Raw genomic sequence first — 17647 nt, 5'->3', positions numbered from 1 at the left:
CCGCGCAGGGCACGCGTCAGGTCTCGGCCAACATCGCCCAGGTCCAGCGCGAGGCGAGCGAAACCGGCTCGGCGTCGTCCGAGGTGCTCAATTCCGTGCAGTGTCTGTCGCAGGACAGCCAGCGGCTCAAGCTCGAGGTCAGCAGGTTCCTGGCGTCGGTGCGCGCCGCGTAACGCACGGGCCCAAGAGCCGGCCCGTTCGAAGCCGGCTCGTCCGCGCTCGCCGCGCAAGAGATCGATTGCTAGGGGCGGTTGATCCGGATCAGATCGTGGGGGTTGGCATAGCCGAGTTGAAACCGGGCGCGCTCGTCGAGCATGTCGGGATCGACCCGGTCGGAGCGCAACAGCGACACCCGCTTCTCGCCCTCGGCCCGCTCCTGCTTCAGCCGCACGAGCTCCGAGGTGAGCGCGACGATCTCCTGGTCGAGCTCCTGCCGGGCGTTCAAGCCGTAGCGGCCTGTATAGGCGTTGATGCCGAAATAGCCGATGATGGCCGCCGCCATCGTGTAGAGGGCGAGCCCGGTAAGGAAGGATTTCAGGCGTGCGCGGGAGACCATGGCCGGCAGAATGCTGCGCCCCGGTTAAGGAATCGCTAACCCTGCGCTTGTGTCCGCGAATGCTCAGGTCCGGTAGGCCGGCTCCTCCGCATCGAGCGTCCGCTTGATCGCACCGAGATGAAGCCGGGCCGATTCCGCGTCACCCTCGCGCATCTGCCGATAAGCGGCCGCGGCGATCTCGGGCGCGACCGGCACGACGTTGCGTCCGGTCGACAGCGCCAGGCACTGCACCTGGCAGGCGCGCTCGAGATAGTACAGATCATCCCAGGCTTCGGCGATGGTCGGCGCCAGCACCATCACGCCGTGGTGCTTCATGAAGACGATATCGGCGTCGCCGATCGCGCCGGCGATGCGGTCGCCTTCGCGGGCGTCGAGCGCGAGGCCGTTGTAGTTCTCGTCGACGGCGGTACGGCCGTAGAACTTCAACGCTGTCTGCCCGGCGAAGATCAGCGGCGGCCCCTCGGTCATCGACAGCGCCGTGGCATAGGGCATGTGGGTGTGGAACGCGACCTTGGCCCGCGGCAGCGCCTTGTGGATGCGGGCGTGAATGTAGAAGGCGGTCGCTTCGGGCTGGCCGTCGCCGGACACGACGTGGCCGTCGAGATCACACACCAGCAGTTGCGAGGCGGTCAGTTCGCGGAAGGCGTAGCCGTAGGGATTGACGATGAAGAGGTCGTCATAGCCCGGCACCAGCGCCGAGAAGTGATTGCAGATGCCTTCCTCGAGCCCGTGCCGCGCGGCCATGCGGAAGCAGGCTGCGAGATCGACCCGCGCCTGCCACACCGCATCAGTATCGAGCTTCGGCTGGTTCGGTCCCGGCTTTGACGAACTGGCGGGCGTGAAGGAGTGGGCCATGGCGTGTCCTCAAGCGGTTGCGCTTCGTTGCGCAGGTGACCGGCCCCGCCTTGAAACGGATCGGGCAAGGCGCGTCAACGCCCTGCCCTGATCATAGCGGCCATGCGCTTGCGCCACGTGCTGGCGCCGTCAAGCGACCCGTGAGGTCAGCCGTTCTGCTTGGCCACGAAGGTTGCGAATGCGTCCAGATATTGCTGGAGCACCGTCTTCAGCGAGTCCTTGGTCAGCTCACCCTTGTCGTCGAAGGCGTCGCCGACGCCGTTCAGATAGATCTCCGGCTGGCCCATGACCGGACCGGAGATGCCGGGCATGATGTTCTGCAGATGCTTCGCGGCAGCGACGCCGCCGAGCGGCCCCGGGGAGTTCGAAATCAGGCCGATCGGCTTGCCGAGGAACGAGCTCTGGCCGTAGGGCCGCGAGGCGATGTCGATCGCGTTCTTGAGCACGCCGGGAATCGAGCGGTTGTATTCCGGCGTCAGGATCAGCACGCCGTTCGAGGCCTTCAGCTTGTCGCGCAGCGCCAGCCAGTCGGCCGGCGGATTGGCCTCGAGGTCCTGGTTGAAGAAGGACAGGCCATTGAGCGTGGTCACGTCGATCTTCAGGCTGGCCGGCGCCAGCTTGGCCATCGCTTTGGCGATCTTGAGCGTGAAGCTTTCCTTGCGGAGACTGCCGACGAGCGCGACGATCGAGTACGGGGTGGCCATGGAGGCATCCTTCTGCATTGAACCGTGGTCGGACCTTTAAGCGCCTTCCGCAATTACATGCAAGTGCATGAACATCCACGGGCAGGAAACACAGCGTTTCCCGAACGCGCGGCCGACGTCGAAGACCCGTGCGGTCACTCAATGTTGAAGTAGGCGCCGGGACACTCGTTCGTCACCGTCGTCGCGATCGCCTGCGCCTGCGGCGAGATCGGCTTGGGCACGGCCACGACCTTCCACCGGCCGGCCTTGTTCAGCCAGAATCTGCGGGTGGACGTCGCGATCCGGCGTTCGGAATATTTGGTGGCTGGCCACATCATGATGAATTTCGGCTTTGGCGGTGCGACCTCCTGCCAGGGCCCGAACTCGTAGAACGGCATGTACCAGAGATGCCATTCGATCTTCTGAAACTCATGGTGGGCGACGATCACCTCAACGACGGAGCTGCCCTTGAGCCAGGCCGAGCCGAGCTCCGAGGGAGAGATCAGCTGACAGCGCGTGTGCAGCGGCTCCTGGACGTGAAGCAGGTTGTATTTCTGATCGGGCGTCAGCACGCTGGCCGAGGCCGGCGATCCGGCATTGGGATCGTTGGCGGCCGATGCGCAGATCGGCACATCGGCGGGGCCCTGACCGGTCCAGGGATTGTGGCTGCAGGTGATATGGCGCGACAACGTTCCTCCGGAGGTCGACGCCGTCTCCTCCGCGAGACCGGTTTCGCGGTCCCAGCTGCCGGTGAACTTGGTCGTCTTGGTCGGCGGGCAGGCGGTGGTCGGACCGGACGTCCACCAATGCGTCGCCTCGAGCTCGTAGAACGAGTAGCGCGGCTGCGGATAGTTGACCGCCTTGACGCTGGTGAGCGCATGGTGCGCGACGCAGCCCCAACCCTTGGTGTCGAGCCAGCACACCAGCGGATAGCTTTCGCTCGGCCAGCATCCGGCGCGGGCCGGCGACGCGAAACCCAACATGAGACTCACGATGGCCGCGGCGAGAAGGTACGCCCGCATGATCTCCTCCCAGGTCCGGATCCTGGGAGCGAGGCTGCGCCCGGCAAAGCCGGAACGCCTTGATCGGAATCAACCCGTCCGCGATGCGCGGACAAACCGCACGCGTGGCGATCGCTGCTAACCGGCTGGCTGCTCGCGCAAGACGCGGCCGAATTCCGCCACCGCCTGATGCGTCAGCCAGATGGCCTGCCCGTCGACGGGCTGCGGCCAGCTCGACAGCTTGGCGATGACGATCCCGTTGGCGGCATCGACGAACAGGTTCTGGCCGTGAATGCCCATCGCGAACAGCAGTTGCGGCTGATCGTCGATGACGTACCAGCCGCCGCGATAGTGCATGTTGCGGCTGATCGCGGCAAAGCTGTCGCGCCATTGGCCGTCGCGCCAGGCTTGGGCATCGCCGTTGTGCCTGATGTCGTCGAGCCAAGCTTCGGGGATGATCGCGTGCGAGCCGCGGCGGCCGCCCGACAGCACGAGCTGGCCCAGCCGGGCGAAGTCGCGCAAGGTTGCGCAGAAGCCGCCGGTGCAGCGTGGCGCGCCCTTGCGGTCGAGCGTGATGAAGGCCTCGCCGCTCGCCCCCATCGGCTGCCACAGCAAGGTGCCGACGAGGCTCGCGAAGCTGCGGCCGGTGGCGCGCTCGATTGCCCATCCCAGCAGATCGGTATTCGAGGAGACGTAGCTGAACGCGCCACCGTGCGGCTTCGCCTGCGCGCGCATCGTCGCGAAGAAGTCGTGCAGGTTCGGCGCCGCGCCCGTCGCGACCGGCTCCCAGCCGGCGGCGTCGGCATAGGCCTGCAGGCCGGCGCCGTGGAAGACGATGCCGGCGCGCATGTCGAGGAGCTGGCGGATGGTGGCGCCCTGATACGCAGTCCCGGCGACTTCCGGCACGTAGCGCGTGACCTCGGCGTCGACGTCGATCTCGCCGCGGCCGGCGAGGATGCCGATCATGAGGCCGGTGATCGACTTCGTCGCCGACATCAGGATGTGCGGCGTGTCGCGGTCGTTGCCGCCGTCATAATGCTCGAACACGATGCGGCCGTCGTGCAGGATCAGCAGCCCATCCGTCGCGGTCGCCTTCAGGAAACCGTCGAGGTCGAGCGTGCCGCCCTTCGGCAGCCGCAGGCTGAAATCCGCGAAGGACACGGGGCTCGCCGACAGCGGCCAGGCGCTGCCCGGCGCGCTCGCGACGTCGGCAACCGGCAGGAGCGAGCGGATGTTGTGAAACGCCCAGCGGCTGAACGGCGCGGTGCGCCAGTTGGAGAGATCAGCACTGGAGGGAGACGGATCGGTCGACATGCGGGCCCTGCGGAGTTTCGAAGTGCCCGACATAGGCGTTCACGGCCGCGGCGGAAAGGCCGATATGTCGCATATGCAAAAACGAACGGGCCGCCCGGAGGCGGCCTGGCACTGTCTCTCTACCGTCGTTGCGAGCGAAGCGAAGCAATCCAGGGCTATGTTGGGACTCTGGATTGCTTCGTCGCTCCGCTCCTCGCAATGACCCCGGTTATGGCGAAATCAGAGCACCGGATTCCACGGCGCCGGGATCAGCCGGTACCGCGGTCCATCCTTCTCGACATAGCCCACCGAGGGGAACGAGAAGTGGAAACCGATCACCTTCGCCTTCTCGGTGGCGGCCAGGTCGTAGAACTTGTGCCGCGTCTCCTGGGCCTGCGCCGCATCGGTGTCGAACATCACGTGCCAGTCCGGATTGCGCAGGAACAGCTCGGGCACGTTGGTGACGTCGGACTGGATCAGCACCCTGGCATTGCCCGAGGCGACCGCGAACGAGGTGTGGCCCGGCGTGTGACCGGGGGTGCCGAGCGCGGTGATGCCGGGCGCGACTTCCTTGTCCCACTCGTACTGCGTGACCTTGTTCTCCAGCCCGCCGAACACCTTCTTGAAGTTGGCGAAGTTGCCCTTCATCAGCTCCGATTGCGCCTTGGCGGCGTTCTCGTCGCTGTTCCAGAACGCCCACTCCTTGGCCGGCACCTTGATCTCGGCATTCGGGAACGCCAGCGAGCCGTCGGCGAGCTTGAGGCCGTTGATGTGGTCGCCATGCATGTGCGACAGCACGACCACGTCGACGCTCTTCGGATCGACGCCCGAGGCCGCGAGATTCTGCAGCGTGCGGCCGACCGCGCCCTTGCTGGCCTCGAAGGCGCCGGCGCCGTTGCCGGTATCGATCAGGATCAGCTTGGAGCCGGTGTTGATCAGCTGCGGGTTGAAGGGGATGGTGATCATGCCCTTCGGCATGTAGGCGCTCTCGGCCGCCGCCAGCGCCTCGTCCTTGGCGGTGTTGACGACGAACTTGTCGGGCATCGGGAAGGTGCGCGCGCCGTCATTGACGGACGTGCATTCGTAGTCGCCGACCTTGTAGCGATAGAAGCCCGGCGCCTGCGCTCCCGCCGGCGCAACGGCCGCGCGCGCCGGCCCGCTTGTCAGCGACGGCAAGGCGGTGGCAGCGCCCGCGAGGGCCGCACCCGTCAGAAAGCGACGGCGATCCAATTGGCTCATGACAAATCTCTCCTCAGTGCTTGATGCGGCGCACACCGCCCCCGACAAAACGCGGCGAATTGTCTCTGGCCTAAGGCCAAAGGCAAGCCCGTCCGCAACGTCCGGGACGCGACGTTAGGTCACTTATCTTTGTTGGGGTCGATAAGGAATTTTTCGCCAGTGGCCCGTTTGGCGTACACCGCGAGATTGGCGGGATCGAGCGCCTCTGCCAGCGAGATGACCTTTGTGTAGTGGCTGGCGAAGGTCGTCTTGAGCTCGTCGACGACGCGCTGCCGCAGCCGTTCGCTATCCGCCCGGCCGATCTTCATCAGGAACGGAAACAGCAGCCATCCGCCGACGCTCCAGGTCATGCCGAAGCCGCGCGTGATCTCGGTCGGGCGCGTGTCGAGGCTGCCGTAGATGTAGACCTGCTTGTGCACGGCCGAGCCATAGCGGCTGTAGGGATGCTTGCCCGATTTGTTGATCGCCGCTTCCATCGCGTTGAGAATCTGGCCGGCGAGCTTGCCGCCGCCGATCGCATCGAAGGCAATGGTCGCGCCGGTCTCGACCAGCGCCGCAATCAGTTCGTCCATGAAGGTGGGCGACGTGGAGTCGACGACGTATTTGGCGCCGATGCCGCGCAGCAGTTCGGCCTGGGCAGCGCTGCGCACGATGTTGACCAGCGGAATGCCGTCCTTGAGGCAGATCTTGTTGAGCATCTGTCCGAGATTCGAGGCGGCCGCGGTGTGCACCAGCGCCGTGTGACCCTCGCGCTTCATCGTCTCGGTCATGCCGAGCGAGGTCAGCGGATTGACGAAGCAGGAGGCGCCTTCGGCCGGCGTCGTGCCCGCCGGCAGCGGCAGGCACTCGGACACTTTCAGGCAGCGATACTGACTGTACATCGCCCCGCCGATCGCAGCCACCGTGCGGCCCATCAGCGCCTTGGCGGCGTCGGACGATCCGGTCTTCACGACCACGCCGGCGCCCTCGTTGCCGATCGGCAAGGACTCGTCGAGCCGCCCGGCCATCGCCCGCATCCCCGCCTCCGGCACCTTGGCCGTGATGATGGGGCGATCCTTGCTGCCGGACGCCTGCATGGTCGACAGGTCGGCCGCGCCGACCAGCAGGCCGAGATCGGACGGATTGATCGGCGCCGCCTCGATGCGCACGACAACCTCGTCCGGCCCCGGCTCGGGGGTCGGCACGTCCACGAGCGAGAGCTCGAGCTCGCCGCTGCGCTTGATCAGCGTCCGCAGCTGCAGGCCTTGTGTCTCCGCACTCATGCGTGCCTCCCTCGTTCCGGTTTTTTCTTCAGCTCAGATCAGGCCAGCGCCTTGAGCGCCGAGCGCCCGGCGTAGCGGGCCTGCGCATCCAGCTCCTGCTCGATGCGCAGCAGCTGGTTGTATTTGGCGGTACGGTCGGCGCGCGCCAGCGAGCCGGTCTTGATCTGCCCGCAATTGGTGGCGACCGCGAGATCGGCGATGGTGGAATCCTCGGTCTCGCCGGAGCGGTGCGACATCACGGCGGTGTAGCCCGCCTTGAACGCCATCTCGACCGCGGCCAGCGTCTCGGTGAGCGTGCCGATCTGGTTGACCTTGATCAGGATCGAGTTGGCGCGGCCGTTGCGGATGCCGTCGGCGAGGCGGGTGACGTTGGTGACGAACAGGTCGTCGCCGACCAGCTGGCACTTGTGGCCGATCAGGTCGGTCAGCTCCTTCCAGCCGTCCATGTCGTCCTCGGACATGCCGTCCTCGATCGAGACGATCGGATAGCGCGCGACGAGGTCGGCGAGATATCTGGCCTGCTCCGAGCGCGAGCGGCTCTTGTTCTCGCCCTCATAGACGTATTTGCCGTCCTTGAAGAACTCGGTGGCGGCGCAGTCGAGCGCCAGCATCACGTCTTCGCCGGCGGTGTAGCCGGCCTTGCCGATCGCGGCCATGACGAAGTCGAGCGCGGCATCCGCCGACGGCAGGTTCGGCGCGAAACCGCCCTCGTCGCCGACATTGGTATTGTGCCCGGCCTTCTTCAGCTCGCCCTTGAGCGTATGGAAGATCTCCGAGCCGCAGCGCAGCGCCTCGGCAAAGGTCGGCGCGCCGACCGGCATGATCATGAATTCCTGGAAGTCGATCGGGTTGTCGGCGTGGACGCCGCCATTGACGATGTTCATCATCGGCACCGGCAGGGTGCGCGCCGAGGTGCCGCCGACATAGCGGTACAGCGGCATGTCATAGGAGATCGCCGCCGCCTTGGCGCAGGCGAGCGACACGCCGAGAATGGCGTTGGCGCCGATCCGGCTCTTGTTCTCGGTGCCGTCGAGCTCGATCAGGATCTGGTCGATCTGGACCTGGTCCTGCACCGACATGTCGCTGAGCGCCTCGTAGATCTCGTCGTTGATCGCCTCGACCGCCTTCTGCACGCCCTTGCCGAGATAGCGGCGCTTGTCGCCATCGCGCAGCTCGACCGCCTCATGGGCGCCGGTGGAAGCGCCGGACGGAACCGCGGCGCGGCCGACCGAGCCGTCCTCCAGCACGACGTCGACCTCGACCGTGGGATTGCCGCGGCTGTCCAGGATTTCGCGGCCGATGATGTCGACGATGGCGGTCATGGGGGTCCTCGTGAGACGTTTCTGGGTGGGCTTTGCTGCGCCGCTTCTACCGCAAGGTCACGGGGGCGAAAAGGCCAAGAGGGGCAGAACTCGCGCCGAAATCACGAACCGGATGACGCCCGGCCGGCGATTGGCTAAAGGGGCGCCAATTGCGACGGATGGCACAAAACATGGCGAACAAATCCACCACACCCCTGGCATCGGCTGGCCTTCAGCTCGGCCGCGAGGTGGCGGCCCCCGACAGCCCGGAGGCGGCCAGGCTCGACCGCGTCCCCAACCCCCAGAAGGACACCGACTACCTCGCGCGCTTCACGGTGCCGGAGTTCACCTCCTTGTGCCCGGTGACAGGGCAGCCGGACTTCGCCCACCTCGTGATCGACTACGCCCCCGGCCCCTGGCTGGTCGAATCCAAGTCGCTCAAGCTGTACCTCGCAAGCTTCCGCAACCACGGCGCCTTCCACGAGGACTGCACCGTCGCCATTGGCAAGCGCCTGGCGTCAGAGATCAAGCCGAAATGGCTGCGCATCGGCGGCTACTGGTACCCCCGCGGCGGCATCCCGATCGACGTGTTCTGGCAGACGGGGAAGCTGCCGAAGGGAATGTGGGTGCCGGAGCAAGGCGTGGCGCCGTATCGTGGGCGGGGCTGAGCGAACGATCGCTCGACCCCGGCTCAATAGGCGACGAAGCCGTCGAACTTCGTCTTGTAGGCCGCCGGACACAGCACCTCGAACGTGTTGATGATCTCGGGCGTCCGGCAGGCGCTGCAATTGCCGACGATCTTGTCGTTGCGATGATCCTTCCAGTCGGTGCGGATCGACTTCTTGTTGCCTTCGCCGTTCGGCTGAGGCTCTCCGGTGCCGACCAGAGAGTAGTTGCCGAACTCGGTGTACACCGTGTTCTTCGAGCACATCGCCCGGCGCTTGAGCTGCTTGCCGGCGTTGAGATCCATCATCTGCTTGGCGCAGCGCGCCACCTCGGCCGGCTTGATGTCGTCGGGCGGCGGCTCGCGCAGGCAGCTCTCGATCGCATCGTCGAGCTCGATGCGAAACGTCACCGCCGCACTGTCGCTGTCCGGATCGGTGCGCGTCACTATGGTCGCATCACCCCGGTGCGAGCTGAGCAGGATTTTGGCCGGTGCTCCCGGGGTCATGGCGCCCTGCTCCGGCTTGGCCGGCGGCTGCGCCAGCGCACTGGGCACGCTCCCTGCTATGAACGCAAACGCCAACAGCCAACGCTTTGCCGTCATCCCGCCATTCTCCCCACGCTGGCGCGATTTTAGCAAGAACAAACCAGAAACACAAGCAGATAATACCTCAGGTTGCCGCGTGGAAGGGTGCTTCGCCATGCGCCGCCCGACCGACGCCGGCCGCGTCGCCTGAGTCGCCCGACGGGCATGCTCCTGCCGCCCGTCTCGCCCTTTGTTCGCTTGTCTGACGGCTGCGCCCGGAGCCGCTTTTTCGTCACGCCTCCAATCGGATGACCCTGTCCGGATCTTCCGGTAAAAAGATTATTATTTCCATTTTTCAGAATTCATGATTGACTGCCCCCGTCCCGCCTCGATCAGAGGGACGCTTCGCGGTCGTCACGGACGTTGAGGCGGGATGTGGTGGGCGTGTCGGTGCTGCAGCGTGGCTTGGCTGCGCGGACGAACGGCATCGATGCGCACGGTCAAGTCGCGTGGTCCTGACACCCCGACGCTGGTGTCAAGGTCGAAGGGCTGGACGAGCCCTGCGGCCGACGGTGGCCAACAAGCCCGGAGCACCGGGGAGAACGCGAAGCAGCCGTTCCAACCATCGCGCGGGGAATGCCGGGATGTCTCGGCTGAACCTGTGGTGACTGCCGCCTGCTTTCTTTTCTGCAGGCGGGCCATGGGGGCGGCCAGCTCCCGGCATTCCCCGTGCCCTCTTCGAAGGAAAAGGGCATGTCCAAAGGCAAAGCTCGGACGCAGATGCGCCGCGAGAGTGCGGCGGTGCGTCCCGCGGCGAATGATGAGCCGAACCCGATGTCTCAGCCGCGCGTGTTCAGCATCGAGAGCGAGATAGGGCCTACAGGCTCTTGCCTGCGGCTATCGCAGCCGACGATGCACATTTTGCGCTCGCTTGTCCCCACGTCGTCATGGCCGGGCTTGTCCCGGCCATCCACGTCGTTCGGCATGCTGAGAAGGACGTGGATGCCCGGGACAAGCCCGGGCATGACGGAGCAACAAATGCGCAGCTGCTCTTGGAGCAATGGCACTCAGTCTTCGAACGAAGAAGGCCCACGTTCGCGACCCAATACGCCGTCACGTCGTCGCCGCATCCGCCGGCGGCCGTTGCCGCAGCAGGGCGGCGCAGGCGAAGCCGAGCGCGACCATCACGATTGCGGCGATGAGCAGCGTCGGCTGCTTGCCGCCATGGACGACGCCAAAGCCGTAGGCGATGGGGCCGACGGTCTGGCCGAGGAAGAAGAAGAACGAGTGCAGCGACATCGCGGTGGCGCGGGCGCCGATCGACAGCTCGCTGGCGAACACCTGCAGGCAGCCATGGATCATGTAGAAGCCCCAGCCCATCATCAGCATGCAGGCGAATTGCAGCTTCCAGCCGGGGCCGAAGGCGAGCGCGGCGAGTTGCAGAGCCACCAGGGCGGCGCCCACGATCATCATGCCCTTCACGCCCAGCCGCGGCAGGAAGCTCGAGACGGTGAAGGTGTAGAACAGGCCGCCGACCGCAAAGCCCGCGATGACGATGCCGGCGATCGACAGCGAGGTCTCGCCGAGATCGAACAGGAACGAGGCGATGAACGGAAACAGCCCGAACACGCAGCAGCCTTCGACGAACACGGCTGGAAAGCAGAAGCGCGCGTTGGGATTGGTGAAGATGGTACGGTAGCCCTTCCGCAGCGCGGCGAGATCGGTGGTCGGCACGTGGCTGACCTTGGCGCCGCGGAAGCCGGCCGCGACCGCGAGCGAGGCGATCAGTCCGAGCGCGCCGAGGATGGCGAGCACGCCGCGCCAGCCGATGAAGTCGCCGATGATGCCGGACGCGGTGGCGCCGAGCAGATTGCCGGCCATCGAGCCCGCCAGCGTGCGGCCGATCGCGACCTGGCGCTTGTCGGGGGCGACGAGATCGCTGGTCAATCCGAGCGCGACCGGAAACACGCCGCCGGAGGCAACGCCGGCGAGAATGCGCGAGGCGAACAGCAGCGGAAACGAGGTGGCGAGCGCGCCGAGGATGCTGGCGACGCCGAGCAGCGCGAGACACAACGTCATCAGACGCGCCTTGCCGAACAGGTCGGCCGCGGCGCCGATCGCCGGCTGGATCAGCGCGTAGATCAGTGCATAGCCGGCGGCGATGCCGGCCGCGGTGGCGATGCTGATCGAGAAATCCTCGGCGACATGCGGCAGCACCGGATCGAGCGCCCGCGTCGACAGCGCCGCCGAGAAGCCCGCCAGCGCGATGATGTTGACCGCTGGCGGAAACTTGTTGTCGGCGGGCTTGGCGACCGGCTGGTGCATCAGCTGATGGCGTCCGCCGTCTGCGCCTTGGCCAATTGGTCGAACGCCATCAGCGTCCGCAGCAGCCCTTCGAACTGCGCGAGCGGCACCATGTTCGGTCCGTCGGAGGGCGCATGATCCGGATCGGGATGCGTCTCGATGAACACGCCGGCGACGCCGACCGCGACCGCGGCGCGCGCCAGCACCGGCACGAATTCGCGCTGGCCGCCCGACGAGGTGCCCTGCCCGCCCGGCTGCTGCACCGAATGCGTGGCGTCGAAGATGACCGGCGCGCCGGTGGTGCGCGCCATGATCGGCAGCGCGCGCATGTCCGAGACCAGCGCGTTGTAGCCGAACGAAACGCCGCGCTCGGTCGCCAGCACATTGGGATTGCCGGCGCCGGTGATCTTGGCGACCACATTGGCCATGTCCCACGGCGCTAGGAACTGACCCTTCTTGACGTTGATCACCCTGCCTGTCGCCGCAGCCGCGAGCAGCAGATCGGTCTGGCGGCACAGGAAGGCGGGAATCTGCAGGATGTCGACGGCCTGCGCCACCTCGGCGCACTGGCTCGCGTCGTGGACGTCGGTCAGCACGGGAAGGCCGAGCGACGAACGGATCTCGGCGAAGATCGGCAGCGATTGCGCCAGGCCGAGCCCGCGCGCGGCGGAGCCGGAGGTGCGGTTGGCCTTGTCGAACGAGGTCTTGTAGACGAGGCCAATGTTCAGGCGCGTCGCGATCTCCTTCAGCGCCGAGGCGACCTCGAGCGCGTGGGCGCGGCTCTCGAGCTGGCATGGCCCGGCGATGACCGCGAGCGGCAGCTGATTGCCAAACTTGACGGAGCCGAGGCTGACGACCGGCGCGGCAGAGATCGGAGCGTTCACGACTTCTTCCTCTTTGAGCGCGCGACCATGGCCCGGCGCAGGCATCCGGATCAACCCGGCGCGTGCCCGCGAATAGCAGGGTTGCGGGGATCGGTCATCCCCGCCCCTCGCCCGGACCTATTTCAGCGCCGAGAACGCGGTCGGCACCAGGAACTGGCTGGTGATGTTGGCGACGATCTGGCCGTCCTCCTCGCTCTTGGCGCGCGCCGCGATCCAGGTCGGGTCGGTCATGAACTTGGTCCACTTGGTCTCGCGCTCGGCCAGCGATTCCCAAGCGAGGAAATAGGTCAGGTCCTGGTTGGATTCGCCGATCAGGGTGGTGAAGAAGCCCACGGGACGGATGCCGTGCGTCTCCCACAGCTTCAAGGTGGTGGTTTCGAAGCGCTTGAGCAGCGCCGGCAGCCGGCCGGGAATGCAGCGATAGATGCGGCTCTCGTAGATCATGGCGATCCTCCCCTTCGTGTTCGTTCGAGCGTGAGCGATGCCGTGTTTTGGCAACAATTGCCTCCGCCGTCAAAGCCGGCCGCCGCAGGCCGTTGGCGGTTCCCCATCTTGCGCAAAGCGCGACGCGCTTGCACAATCTCCGCGGCATTGAGGTGGGGCATGTATCGTTCAGGGTTCATCAGGATCTTCATTTTCGTCGCGTGCATTCTGGCGTCATACCCGTCCGCGGCGCAGCAGACGGCCGCTCCCAATCTCGCCGAGATCAAGCCGGCGGCGGACGCCTTCACCCTCGCCGATCCCGTTCCCTCCTGGGTGGTCGAGACCGCCGCTCCCGAGGTCAGCGCGACCGCGCCGATCGTCATTCGCCTGGCCGAGACGCAGTATCTGATCGATCGCGAGCCGGCGGTGTTCGTCCGCCGCGTCACCGCCATCAACGACGCGGCTTCGCTGGCCGCGGCCGGCCACATCACGATCTCCTTCGTGCAGGATTACGAGCGGGTTCAGTTGCACTGGATCCGGATTCAACGCGGACAGCAGCAGATCGACCGCACCAAAGAGTCCAAGCTGAGGTTTCTGCAGCGCGAGCAAGGGCTCGAACAGGGCGTCTACAGCGGCGACGTGACGGCCTCGATCCTGATCGAGGATCTGCGCGTCGGCGACACCATCGACCTGGCCTACTCCCACTACGGCCAGAACCCGGTGTTCGCCGGCAAATTCATCGGCCTGACCAGTTGGGATCAATCCCATCCGACGCTCCGGCGCCACGTGATCCTCAGTCATCCGGCCAACCGCCCGATTGCCTGGCGGATGATCGGCGACCGCACCGGCTCGCCCGTGTCGCCGACCGAGACATTGCGCGACGGATTGCGCACACTCGACTTCGACCAACGCGGGCTGCGCGAGGCCGTCGTCGACCCGCAGACGCCGCAGGACTATTTCGCCTTCCGCTTCCTGCAATTCTCGGAGTTCGGAAGCTGGAAGGAGGTCGCGCAATGGGCCACCACCTTGTTCGACCTCAACAGCGCTCCCAACGAGGAGATCGATGGTCTCGTCAAGACGATCGGCACTCTCGACTCGACGGACCAACGCATCAGGGCGGCGCTGCACATCGTGCAGTCGCAGATCCGCTACTTCTCGGTCTCGCTCGGCGAGAGTTCGCACCGGCCGGCCTCGCCGGAGACGGTGCTGCGTCGGCGCTACGGTGACTGCAAGGACAAGTCGCTTCTGCTCGTCACGCTACTGCAGCGTCTCGGCATCCAGAGCCGCCCGGTCCTGCTCCAGATCGGTCGCCGCCGTGGCCTTGAAGAGGTGCTGCCCAGCCCCGAATTCTTCGATCACGTCATCGTCGAAGCGGTCGTCGACGGCCAATCCTACTTTCTCGACCCGACGCGCCTCGGCCAGACTGGCCGTCTCGACCGCATGGGGCAGGCGCATGAAGGAACCCAGATCCTGGCGGTCGCGCCCGAGACCGAGCGCACCTCCGCGATTCCCGCGCGCGCGGCCGACGAGGTCGACGACGATCTCATCGAGCGCGTGACGGTCGACAAGCTCGGGGAAGACGCGCAATTGTCGCTGAAGCGCGTGTGGTCCAGGCTGAGCGCCGAACGGCTGCGCCTCGTCTTCGAACAGACGACGCGCGAGATGATCGCCAAGCGGGTCGGCGACATGCTCGAGGACAGATATCCGGGGGCGGTTCTCGCCGGCGATCCCGCCGTTCACGACGATCAGGAGCAGAACATCGTCTCGCTCGAGGCGACTTTTCGCGTTCCCAAGATCGCGACCGAGCGCAACGGGACCTGGATGATCCGCTACAAGCCGGACAACCAGTCGGGCGCGCTGCCGTTTCCGCCCTCGGCGACCCGCACCATGCCGCTCGGCATCTCCGCCCATCCGTATCACGCGCGCTATCAGATCGAGATCACGCTGCCCGACACCGTCAGTGTCGTGGCCGATCCCTACACGGAGACGGTGGCCAACGATCATTTCAGCCTGACCAGCTCGCGCTATTTCCGCGGCAATGTCGCCCGCAGCCAGGTCGAGCTCACGACGCTGCGGCCGTTCGTGGAGAGCAGCAACTATCCCAAATATGCCGATGATCTGCGCGCGGCGAGCCGCGCCATCGTCGGCTATTTTGCGTTCGGCAAGTCCGACATCAAATCGAGCGAGGCGGGGCCGGATCAGGCCACCGACCGCTTCCGCCGCATGCTGCTGGACGCCGTCCAGAAGACCACCGACACCATTTCGAGCGGCAAACTCACCGGGTCTGACCTCGCCGATGCGTTGTGCCAGCGTGGCAGCTCGCTGGTCGAGCTCGGACGCGTCGACGAGGCGATGCGCGACGTCAACGAGGCGTTCCGCCTGATTCCCAACACCAGCGACGCGTTCAGCTGCCGTGGCGGCGCCCTTTACGAATCCGGACAGTTCGAGAGCAGCATCGCCGATCTCTCGAAGTCGATCTCGCTCGGCGCGATCACCGCCTCGAACTATCGCTCCCGCGGCGCGGCACGGCTCTACGCCGGACAGATCGACCAGGCCGGTGCCGACTTCGCCCGCGCAGTCGAACTGGCCGAGGGCGAGAACAAGATCTATTGCGAACTGTGGCTGCTGGCCGTGCTGGGCCGCGCCGGCAAGCCCGTGCCTGACGCAATCGCGCAACGCGGACACGCGAGCGCCAAGGGAGCATGGCCGCAGCCCGCTTTGGCGATGATGACGGGCGCGCTGTCGCCCGACGAGATGCTCAAGACCTTGGATGACAAGAAGGGCGACGAGCGCAGGATGCTGCTGTCGGAGGCCTATTTCTACATCGGCCAGCACGCCATGGTGCGCGGCGACAAACAGGCGGCGAAGCTGAGCTTCGAGAAGTCACGCGAGCAGGGCGTGATCCTCTACACCGAGCACATCGCCGCCGGCTTCGAACTGCAGCGGCTGGCCAAGGAGAGCGTCGGGGCCGCCGCAGCACCTGCGGCAAAGCCCCTGCCCTGACCGGACTACACCAGCCGCGACTGCACCACCGCGGCCTGGATGAAGGAGGCGAACAGCGGGTGCGGCTCGAACGGACGCGACTTCAACTCGGGGTGGAACTGGACGCCGATGAACCACGGATGGTCCTCGTACTCGACGATCTCCGGCAGCACGCCGTCCGGCGAGAGACCGGAGAACTTCAAGCCATGCTGCTCGAGCCGGTCCTTGTAGGCGGTGTTGACCTCGTAGCGATGGCGATGCCGCTCCGAGATCTCGGTGGCGCCGCCATACACCTCGGAGACCCGGCTGCCGCGCTTGAGCGCAGCGGGATACGCGCCGAGCCGCATCGTGCCGCCGAGGTCGCCCGTCTTGGAGCGCTTCTCCAGCTCGTTGCCGCGCAGCCACTCCGTCATCAGGCCGACCAGCGGCTCCTTGGTCGGGCCGAACTCGGTCGAGTTGGCTTCCGTGATCCCGACCAGGTTGCGCGCGGCCTCGATCACCGCCATCTGCATGCCGAAGCAGATGCCGAAATACGGCACGTCGCGTTCCCGCGCGAACTGCGCCGCGCGGATCTTTCCTTCCGCGCCGCGCTGGCCGAAGCCGCCGGGCACCAGGATGCCGTTGACGTGCTCGAGGAACGGCGCGGGGTCCTCGTTCTCGAACACCTCGCTCTCGATCCAGTCGAGCTTGACGCGGACCTTGTTGGCGATGCCGCCATGCGACAGCGCCTCGATCAGCGACTTGTAGGCATCCTTCATGCCCGTGTACTTGCCGACGATCGCAATCGTCACGTCGCCTTCCGGATTGCGGACGCGCTCGTTGATCGTGTGCCAGCTCGCCAGCGCCGGCGGGATCCGCGGCTCGATGCCGAACGCGGCCAGCACCTCATCGTCGAGACCGGCGGCGTGATAGGCCTCCGGCACGGCGTAGATGTTGTCGACGTCGCGCGCCTCGATAACAGCGCTCTCACGCACGTTGCAGAACAGGCCGAGCTTGCGCCGCTCCTCCTTGGGGATCTCGCGATCGGTGCGGCACAGCAGGATGTCCGGCTGGATGCCGATCGAGCGCAGCTCCTTCACAGAATGCTGCGTCGGCTTGGTCTTCAGCTCGCCGGCGCTCGGAATGTACGGCAGCAGCGTGAGGTGGATGTAGATCGCGTGATCGCGCGGCAGATCGTTCTTGAGCTGCCGGATCGCCTCGAAGAACGGCAGACCCTCGATGTCGCCCACGGTGCCGCCGATCTCGACCAGCACGAAATCGTACTCGTCGTTGCCCGACAGCACGAAATCCTTGATCGCGTTGGTGACGTGCGGGACGACCTGGATGGTCGCGCCGAGATAGTCGCCGCGGCGCTCCTTGGTCAGGATGTCCTGATAGATCCGCCCTGTGGTGATGTTGTCGGCCTTGGTCGCGGGCCGCCCGGTGAAGCGTTCGTAATGGCCGAGATCGAGATCGGTCTCGGCGCCGTCATCGGTCACGAACACTTCGCCGTGCTGATACGGCGACATCGTGCCTGGATCGAGATTGAGATAGGGGTCGAGCTTGCGAAGCCGGACCTTGTAGCCGCGGGCCTGCAGCAGCGCGCCTAACGCGGCTGAAGCCAGACCCTTTCCGAGCGAGGAAACCACGCCGCCGGTGATGAAGATGTACCGCGCCATGGGACCCTACCTTTAAT

Annotated in this window: 15 protein-coding genes; 2 read left to right on the top strand and 13 right to left on the bottom strand. The window is 66.1% G+C overall.

From position 1 onward, the window contains the following. Nucleotides 1-241: 241 nt before the first annotated feature. The 8 genes from BRAO375_RS16900 to eno form a co-directional block, all read right to left on the bottom strand. Nucleotides 242-556 (bottom strand): FtsB family cell division protein, encoded by a 315-nt coding sequence (locus BRAO375_RS16900; protein WP_009028679.1) that lies wholly within the window; start codon nt 554-556, stop codon nt 242-244. Nucleotides 557-619: 63 nt separating this feature from the next. Continuing rightward, complete coding sequence (locus tag BRAO375_RS16895; RefSeq protein WP_009028678.1) at nt 620-1411, bottom strand: aldolase; 792 nt, start codon at nt 1409-1411, stop codon at nt 620-622. Nucleotides 1412-1557: 146 nt separating this feature from the next. Continuing rightward, on the bottom strand, nt 1558-2115 hold the full coding sequence (locus BRAO375_RS16890; RefSeq protein WP_009028677.1) for an NADPH-dependent FMN reductase: 558 nt from the start codon (nt 2113-2115) through the stop codon (nt 1558-1560). 134 nt (nt 2116-2249) lie between these two features. Further along, complete coding sequence (locus BRAO375_RS16885) at nt 2250-3116, bottom strand: hypothetical protein (protein WP_009028676.1); 867 nt, start codon at nt 3114-3116, stop codon at nt 2250-2252. A gap of 117 nt (nt 3117-3233) precedes the next feature. Further along, on the bottom strand, nt 3234-4409 hold the full coding sequence (locus BRAO375_RS16880) for a serine hydrolase domain-containing protein (protein WP_009028675.1): 1176 nt from the start codon (nt 4407-4409) through the stop codon (nt 3234-3236). A gap of 219 nt (nt 4410-4628) precedes the next feature. Then, a complete protein-coding gene (locus BRAO375_RS16875) occupies nt 4629-5627 on the bottom strand; it encodes an MBL fold metallo-hydrolase (protein WP_009028674.1) in 999 nt (332 codons plus the stop codon). 119 nt (nt 5628-5746) lie between these two features. After that, nucleotides 5747-6889 carry a zinc-binding dehydrogenase gene (locus BRAO375_RS16870; protein WP_009028673.1) on the bottom strand — a complete coding sequence of 381 codons (1143 nt, stop codon included), beginning with the start codon at nt 6887-6889 and terminating at the stop codon, nt 5747-5749. 38 nt (nt 6890-6927) lie between these two features. After that, nucleotides 6928-8211 carry a phosphopyruvate hydratase gene (gene eno / locus BRAO375_RS16865; protein WP_009028672.1) on the bottom strand — a complete coding sequence of 428 codons (1284 nt, stop codon included), beginning with the start codon at nt 8209-8211 and terminating at the stop codon, nt 6928-6930. 170 nt (nt 8212-8381) lie between these two features. On the opposite strand from eno, the gene queF reads away from it, so the two are divergent. Next, nucleotides 8382-8858: a preQ(1) synthase gene (gene queF, locus BRAO375_RS16860; RefSeq protein WP_009028671.1), complete on the top strand. Its 477-nt coding sequence runs from the start codon at nt 8382-8384 to the stop codon at nt 8856-8858. Nucleotides 8859-8881: 23 nt separating this feature from the next. Here queF and BRAO375_RS16855 read toward each other — a convergent pair whose 3' ends face one another. The 4 genes from BRAO375_RS16855 to BRAO375_RS16835 all read right to left on the bottom strand — a co-directional run bounded on the left by BRAO375_RS16855 (nt 8882) and on the right by BRAO375_RS16835 (nt 13011). Further along, nucleotides 8882-9457: a hypothetical protein gene (locus BRAO375_RS16855; RefSeq protein WP_009028670.1), complete on the bottom strand. Its 576-nt coding sequence runs from the start codon at nt 9455-9457 to the stop codon at nt 8882-8884. Between the two features lie 1035 nt (nt 9458-10492). Then, a complete protein-coding gene (locus BRAO375_RS16845; protein WP_009028669.1) occupies nt 10493-11704 on the bottom strand; it encodes an MFS transporter in 1212 nt (403 codons plus the stop codon). Beyond that, nucleotides 11704-12567, bottom strand: coding sequence for a 3-deoxy-8-phosphooctulonate synthase (gene kdsA, locus BRAO375_RS16840; protein ID WP_009028668.1), 864 nt, complete (start codon nt 12565-12567; stop codon nt 11704-11706). The genes BRAO375_RS16845 and kdsA overlap by 1 nt, the downstream gene beginning before the upstream one ends. Before the next feature lie 117 nt (nt 12568-12684). Continuing rightward, complete coding sequence (locus tag BRAO375_RS16835) at nt 12685-13011, bottom strand: NIPSNAP family protein (RefSeq protein WP_009028667.1); 327 nt, start codon at nt 13009-13011, stop codon at nt 12685-12687. A gap of 159 nt (nt 13012-13170) precedes the next feature. Here BRAO375_RS16835 and BRAO375_RS16830 point away from each other — a divergent pair, with 159 nt between their 5' ends. Then, nucleotides 13171-15993, top strand: coding sequence for a DUF3857 domain-containing protein (locus BRAO375_RS16830; RefSeq protein ID WP_009028666.1), 2823 nt, complete (start codon nt 13171-13173; stop codon nt 15991-15993). A 5-nt stretch (nt 15994-15998) separates the two neighbouring features. Here BRAO375_RS16830 and pyrG read toward each other — a convergent pair whose 3' ends face one another. Beyond that, on the bottom strand, nt 15999-17630 hold the full coding sequence (gene pyrG, locus BRAO375_RS16825) for a CTP synthase (RefSeq protein WP_009028665.1): 1632 nt from the start codon (nt 17628-17630) through the stop codon (nt 15999-16001). Nucleotides 17631-17647 lie beyond the last annotated feature (17 nt).

The organism is Bradyrhizobium sp. ORS 375, from assembly GCF_000239775.1.
Classification (GTDB): Bacteria; Pseudomonadota; Alphaproteobacteria; order Rhizobiales; family Xanthobacteraceae; genus Bradyrhizobium.
This window is presented reverse-complemented; position numbering and strand designations above follow the sequence as displayed.

Coding starts and splice junctions, on each gene's coding strand:
- queF (WP_009028671.1), top strand. CDS start 8,382: ATGGCGAACAAATCCACCACACCCCTGGCATCGGCTGGCCTTCAGCTC.
- BRAO375_RS16830 (WP_009028666.1), top strand. CDS start 13,171: ATGTATCGTTCAGGGTTCATCAGGATCTTCATTTTCGTCGCGTGCATT.
- BRAO375_RS16895 (WP_009028678.1), bottom strand. CDS start 1,411: ATGGCCCACTCCTTCACGCCCGCCAGTTCGTCAAAGCCGGGACCGAAC.
- BRAO375_RS16880 (WP_009028675.1), bottom strand. CDS start 4,409: ATGTCGACCGATCCGTCTCCCTCCAGTGCTGATCTCTCCAACTGGCGC.
- BRAO375_RS16885 (WP_009028676.1), bottom strand. CDS start 3,116: ATGCGGGCGTACCTTCTCGCCGCGGCCATCGTGAGTCTCATGTTGGGT.
- pyrG (WP_009028665.1), bottom strand. CDS start 17,630: ATGGCGCGGTACATCTTCATCACCGGCGGCGTGGTTTCCTCGCTCGGA.
- BRAO375_RS16875 (WP_009028674.1), bottom strand. CDS start 5,627: ATGAGCCAATTGGATCGCCGTCGCTTTCTGACGGGTGCGGCCCTCGCG.
- BRAO375_RS16870 (WP_009028673.1), bottom strand. CDS start 6,889: ATGAGTGCGGAGACACAAGGCCTGCAGCTGCGGACGCTGATCAAGCGC.
- BRAO375_RS16835 (WP_009028667.1), bottom strand. CDS start 13,011: ATGATCTACGAGAGCCGCATCTATCGCTGCATTCCCGGCCGGCTGCCG.
- BRAO375_RS16845 (WP_009028669.1), bottom strand. CDS start 11,704: ATGCACCAGCCGGTCGCCAAGCCCGCCGACAACAAGTTTCCGCCAGCG.
- eno (WP_009028672.1), bottom strand. CDS start 8,211: ATGACCGCCATCGTCGACATCATCGGCCGCGAAATCCTGGACAGCCGC.
- BRAO375_RS16890 (WP_009028677.1), bottom strand. CDS start 2,115: ATGGCCACCCCGTACTCGATCGTCGCGCTCGTCGGCAGTCTCCGCAAG.
- BRAO375_RS16855 (WP_009028670.1), bottom strand. CDS start 9,457: ATGACGGCAAAGCGTTGGCTGTTGGCGTTTGCGTTCATAGCAGGGAGC.
- BRAO375_RS16900 (WP_009028679.1), bottom strand. CDS start 556: ATGGTCTCCCGCGCACGCCTGAAATCCTTCCTTACCGGGCTCGCCCTC.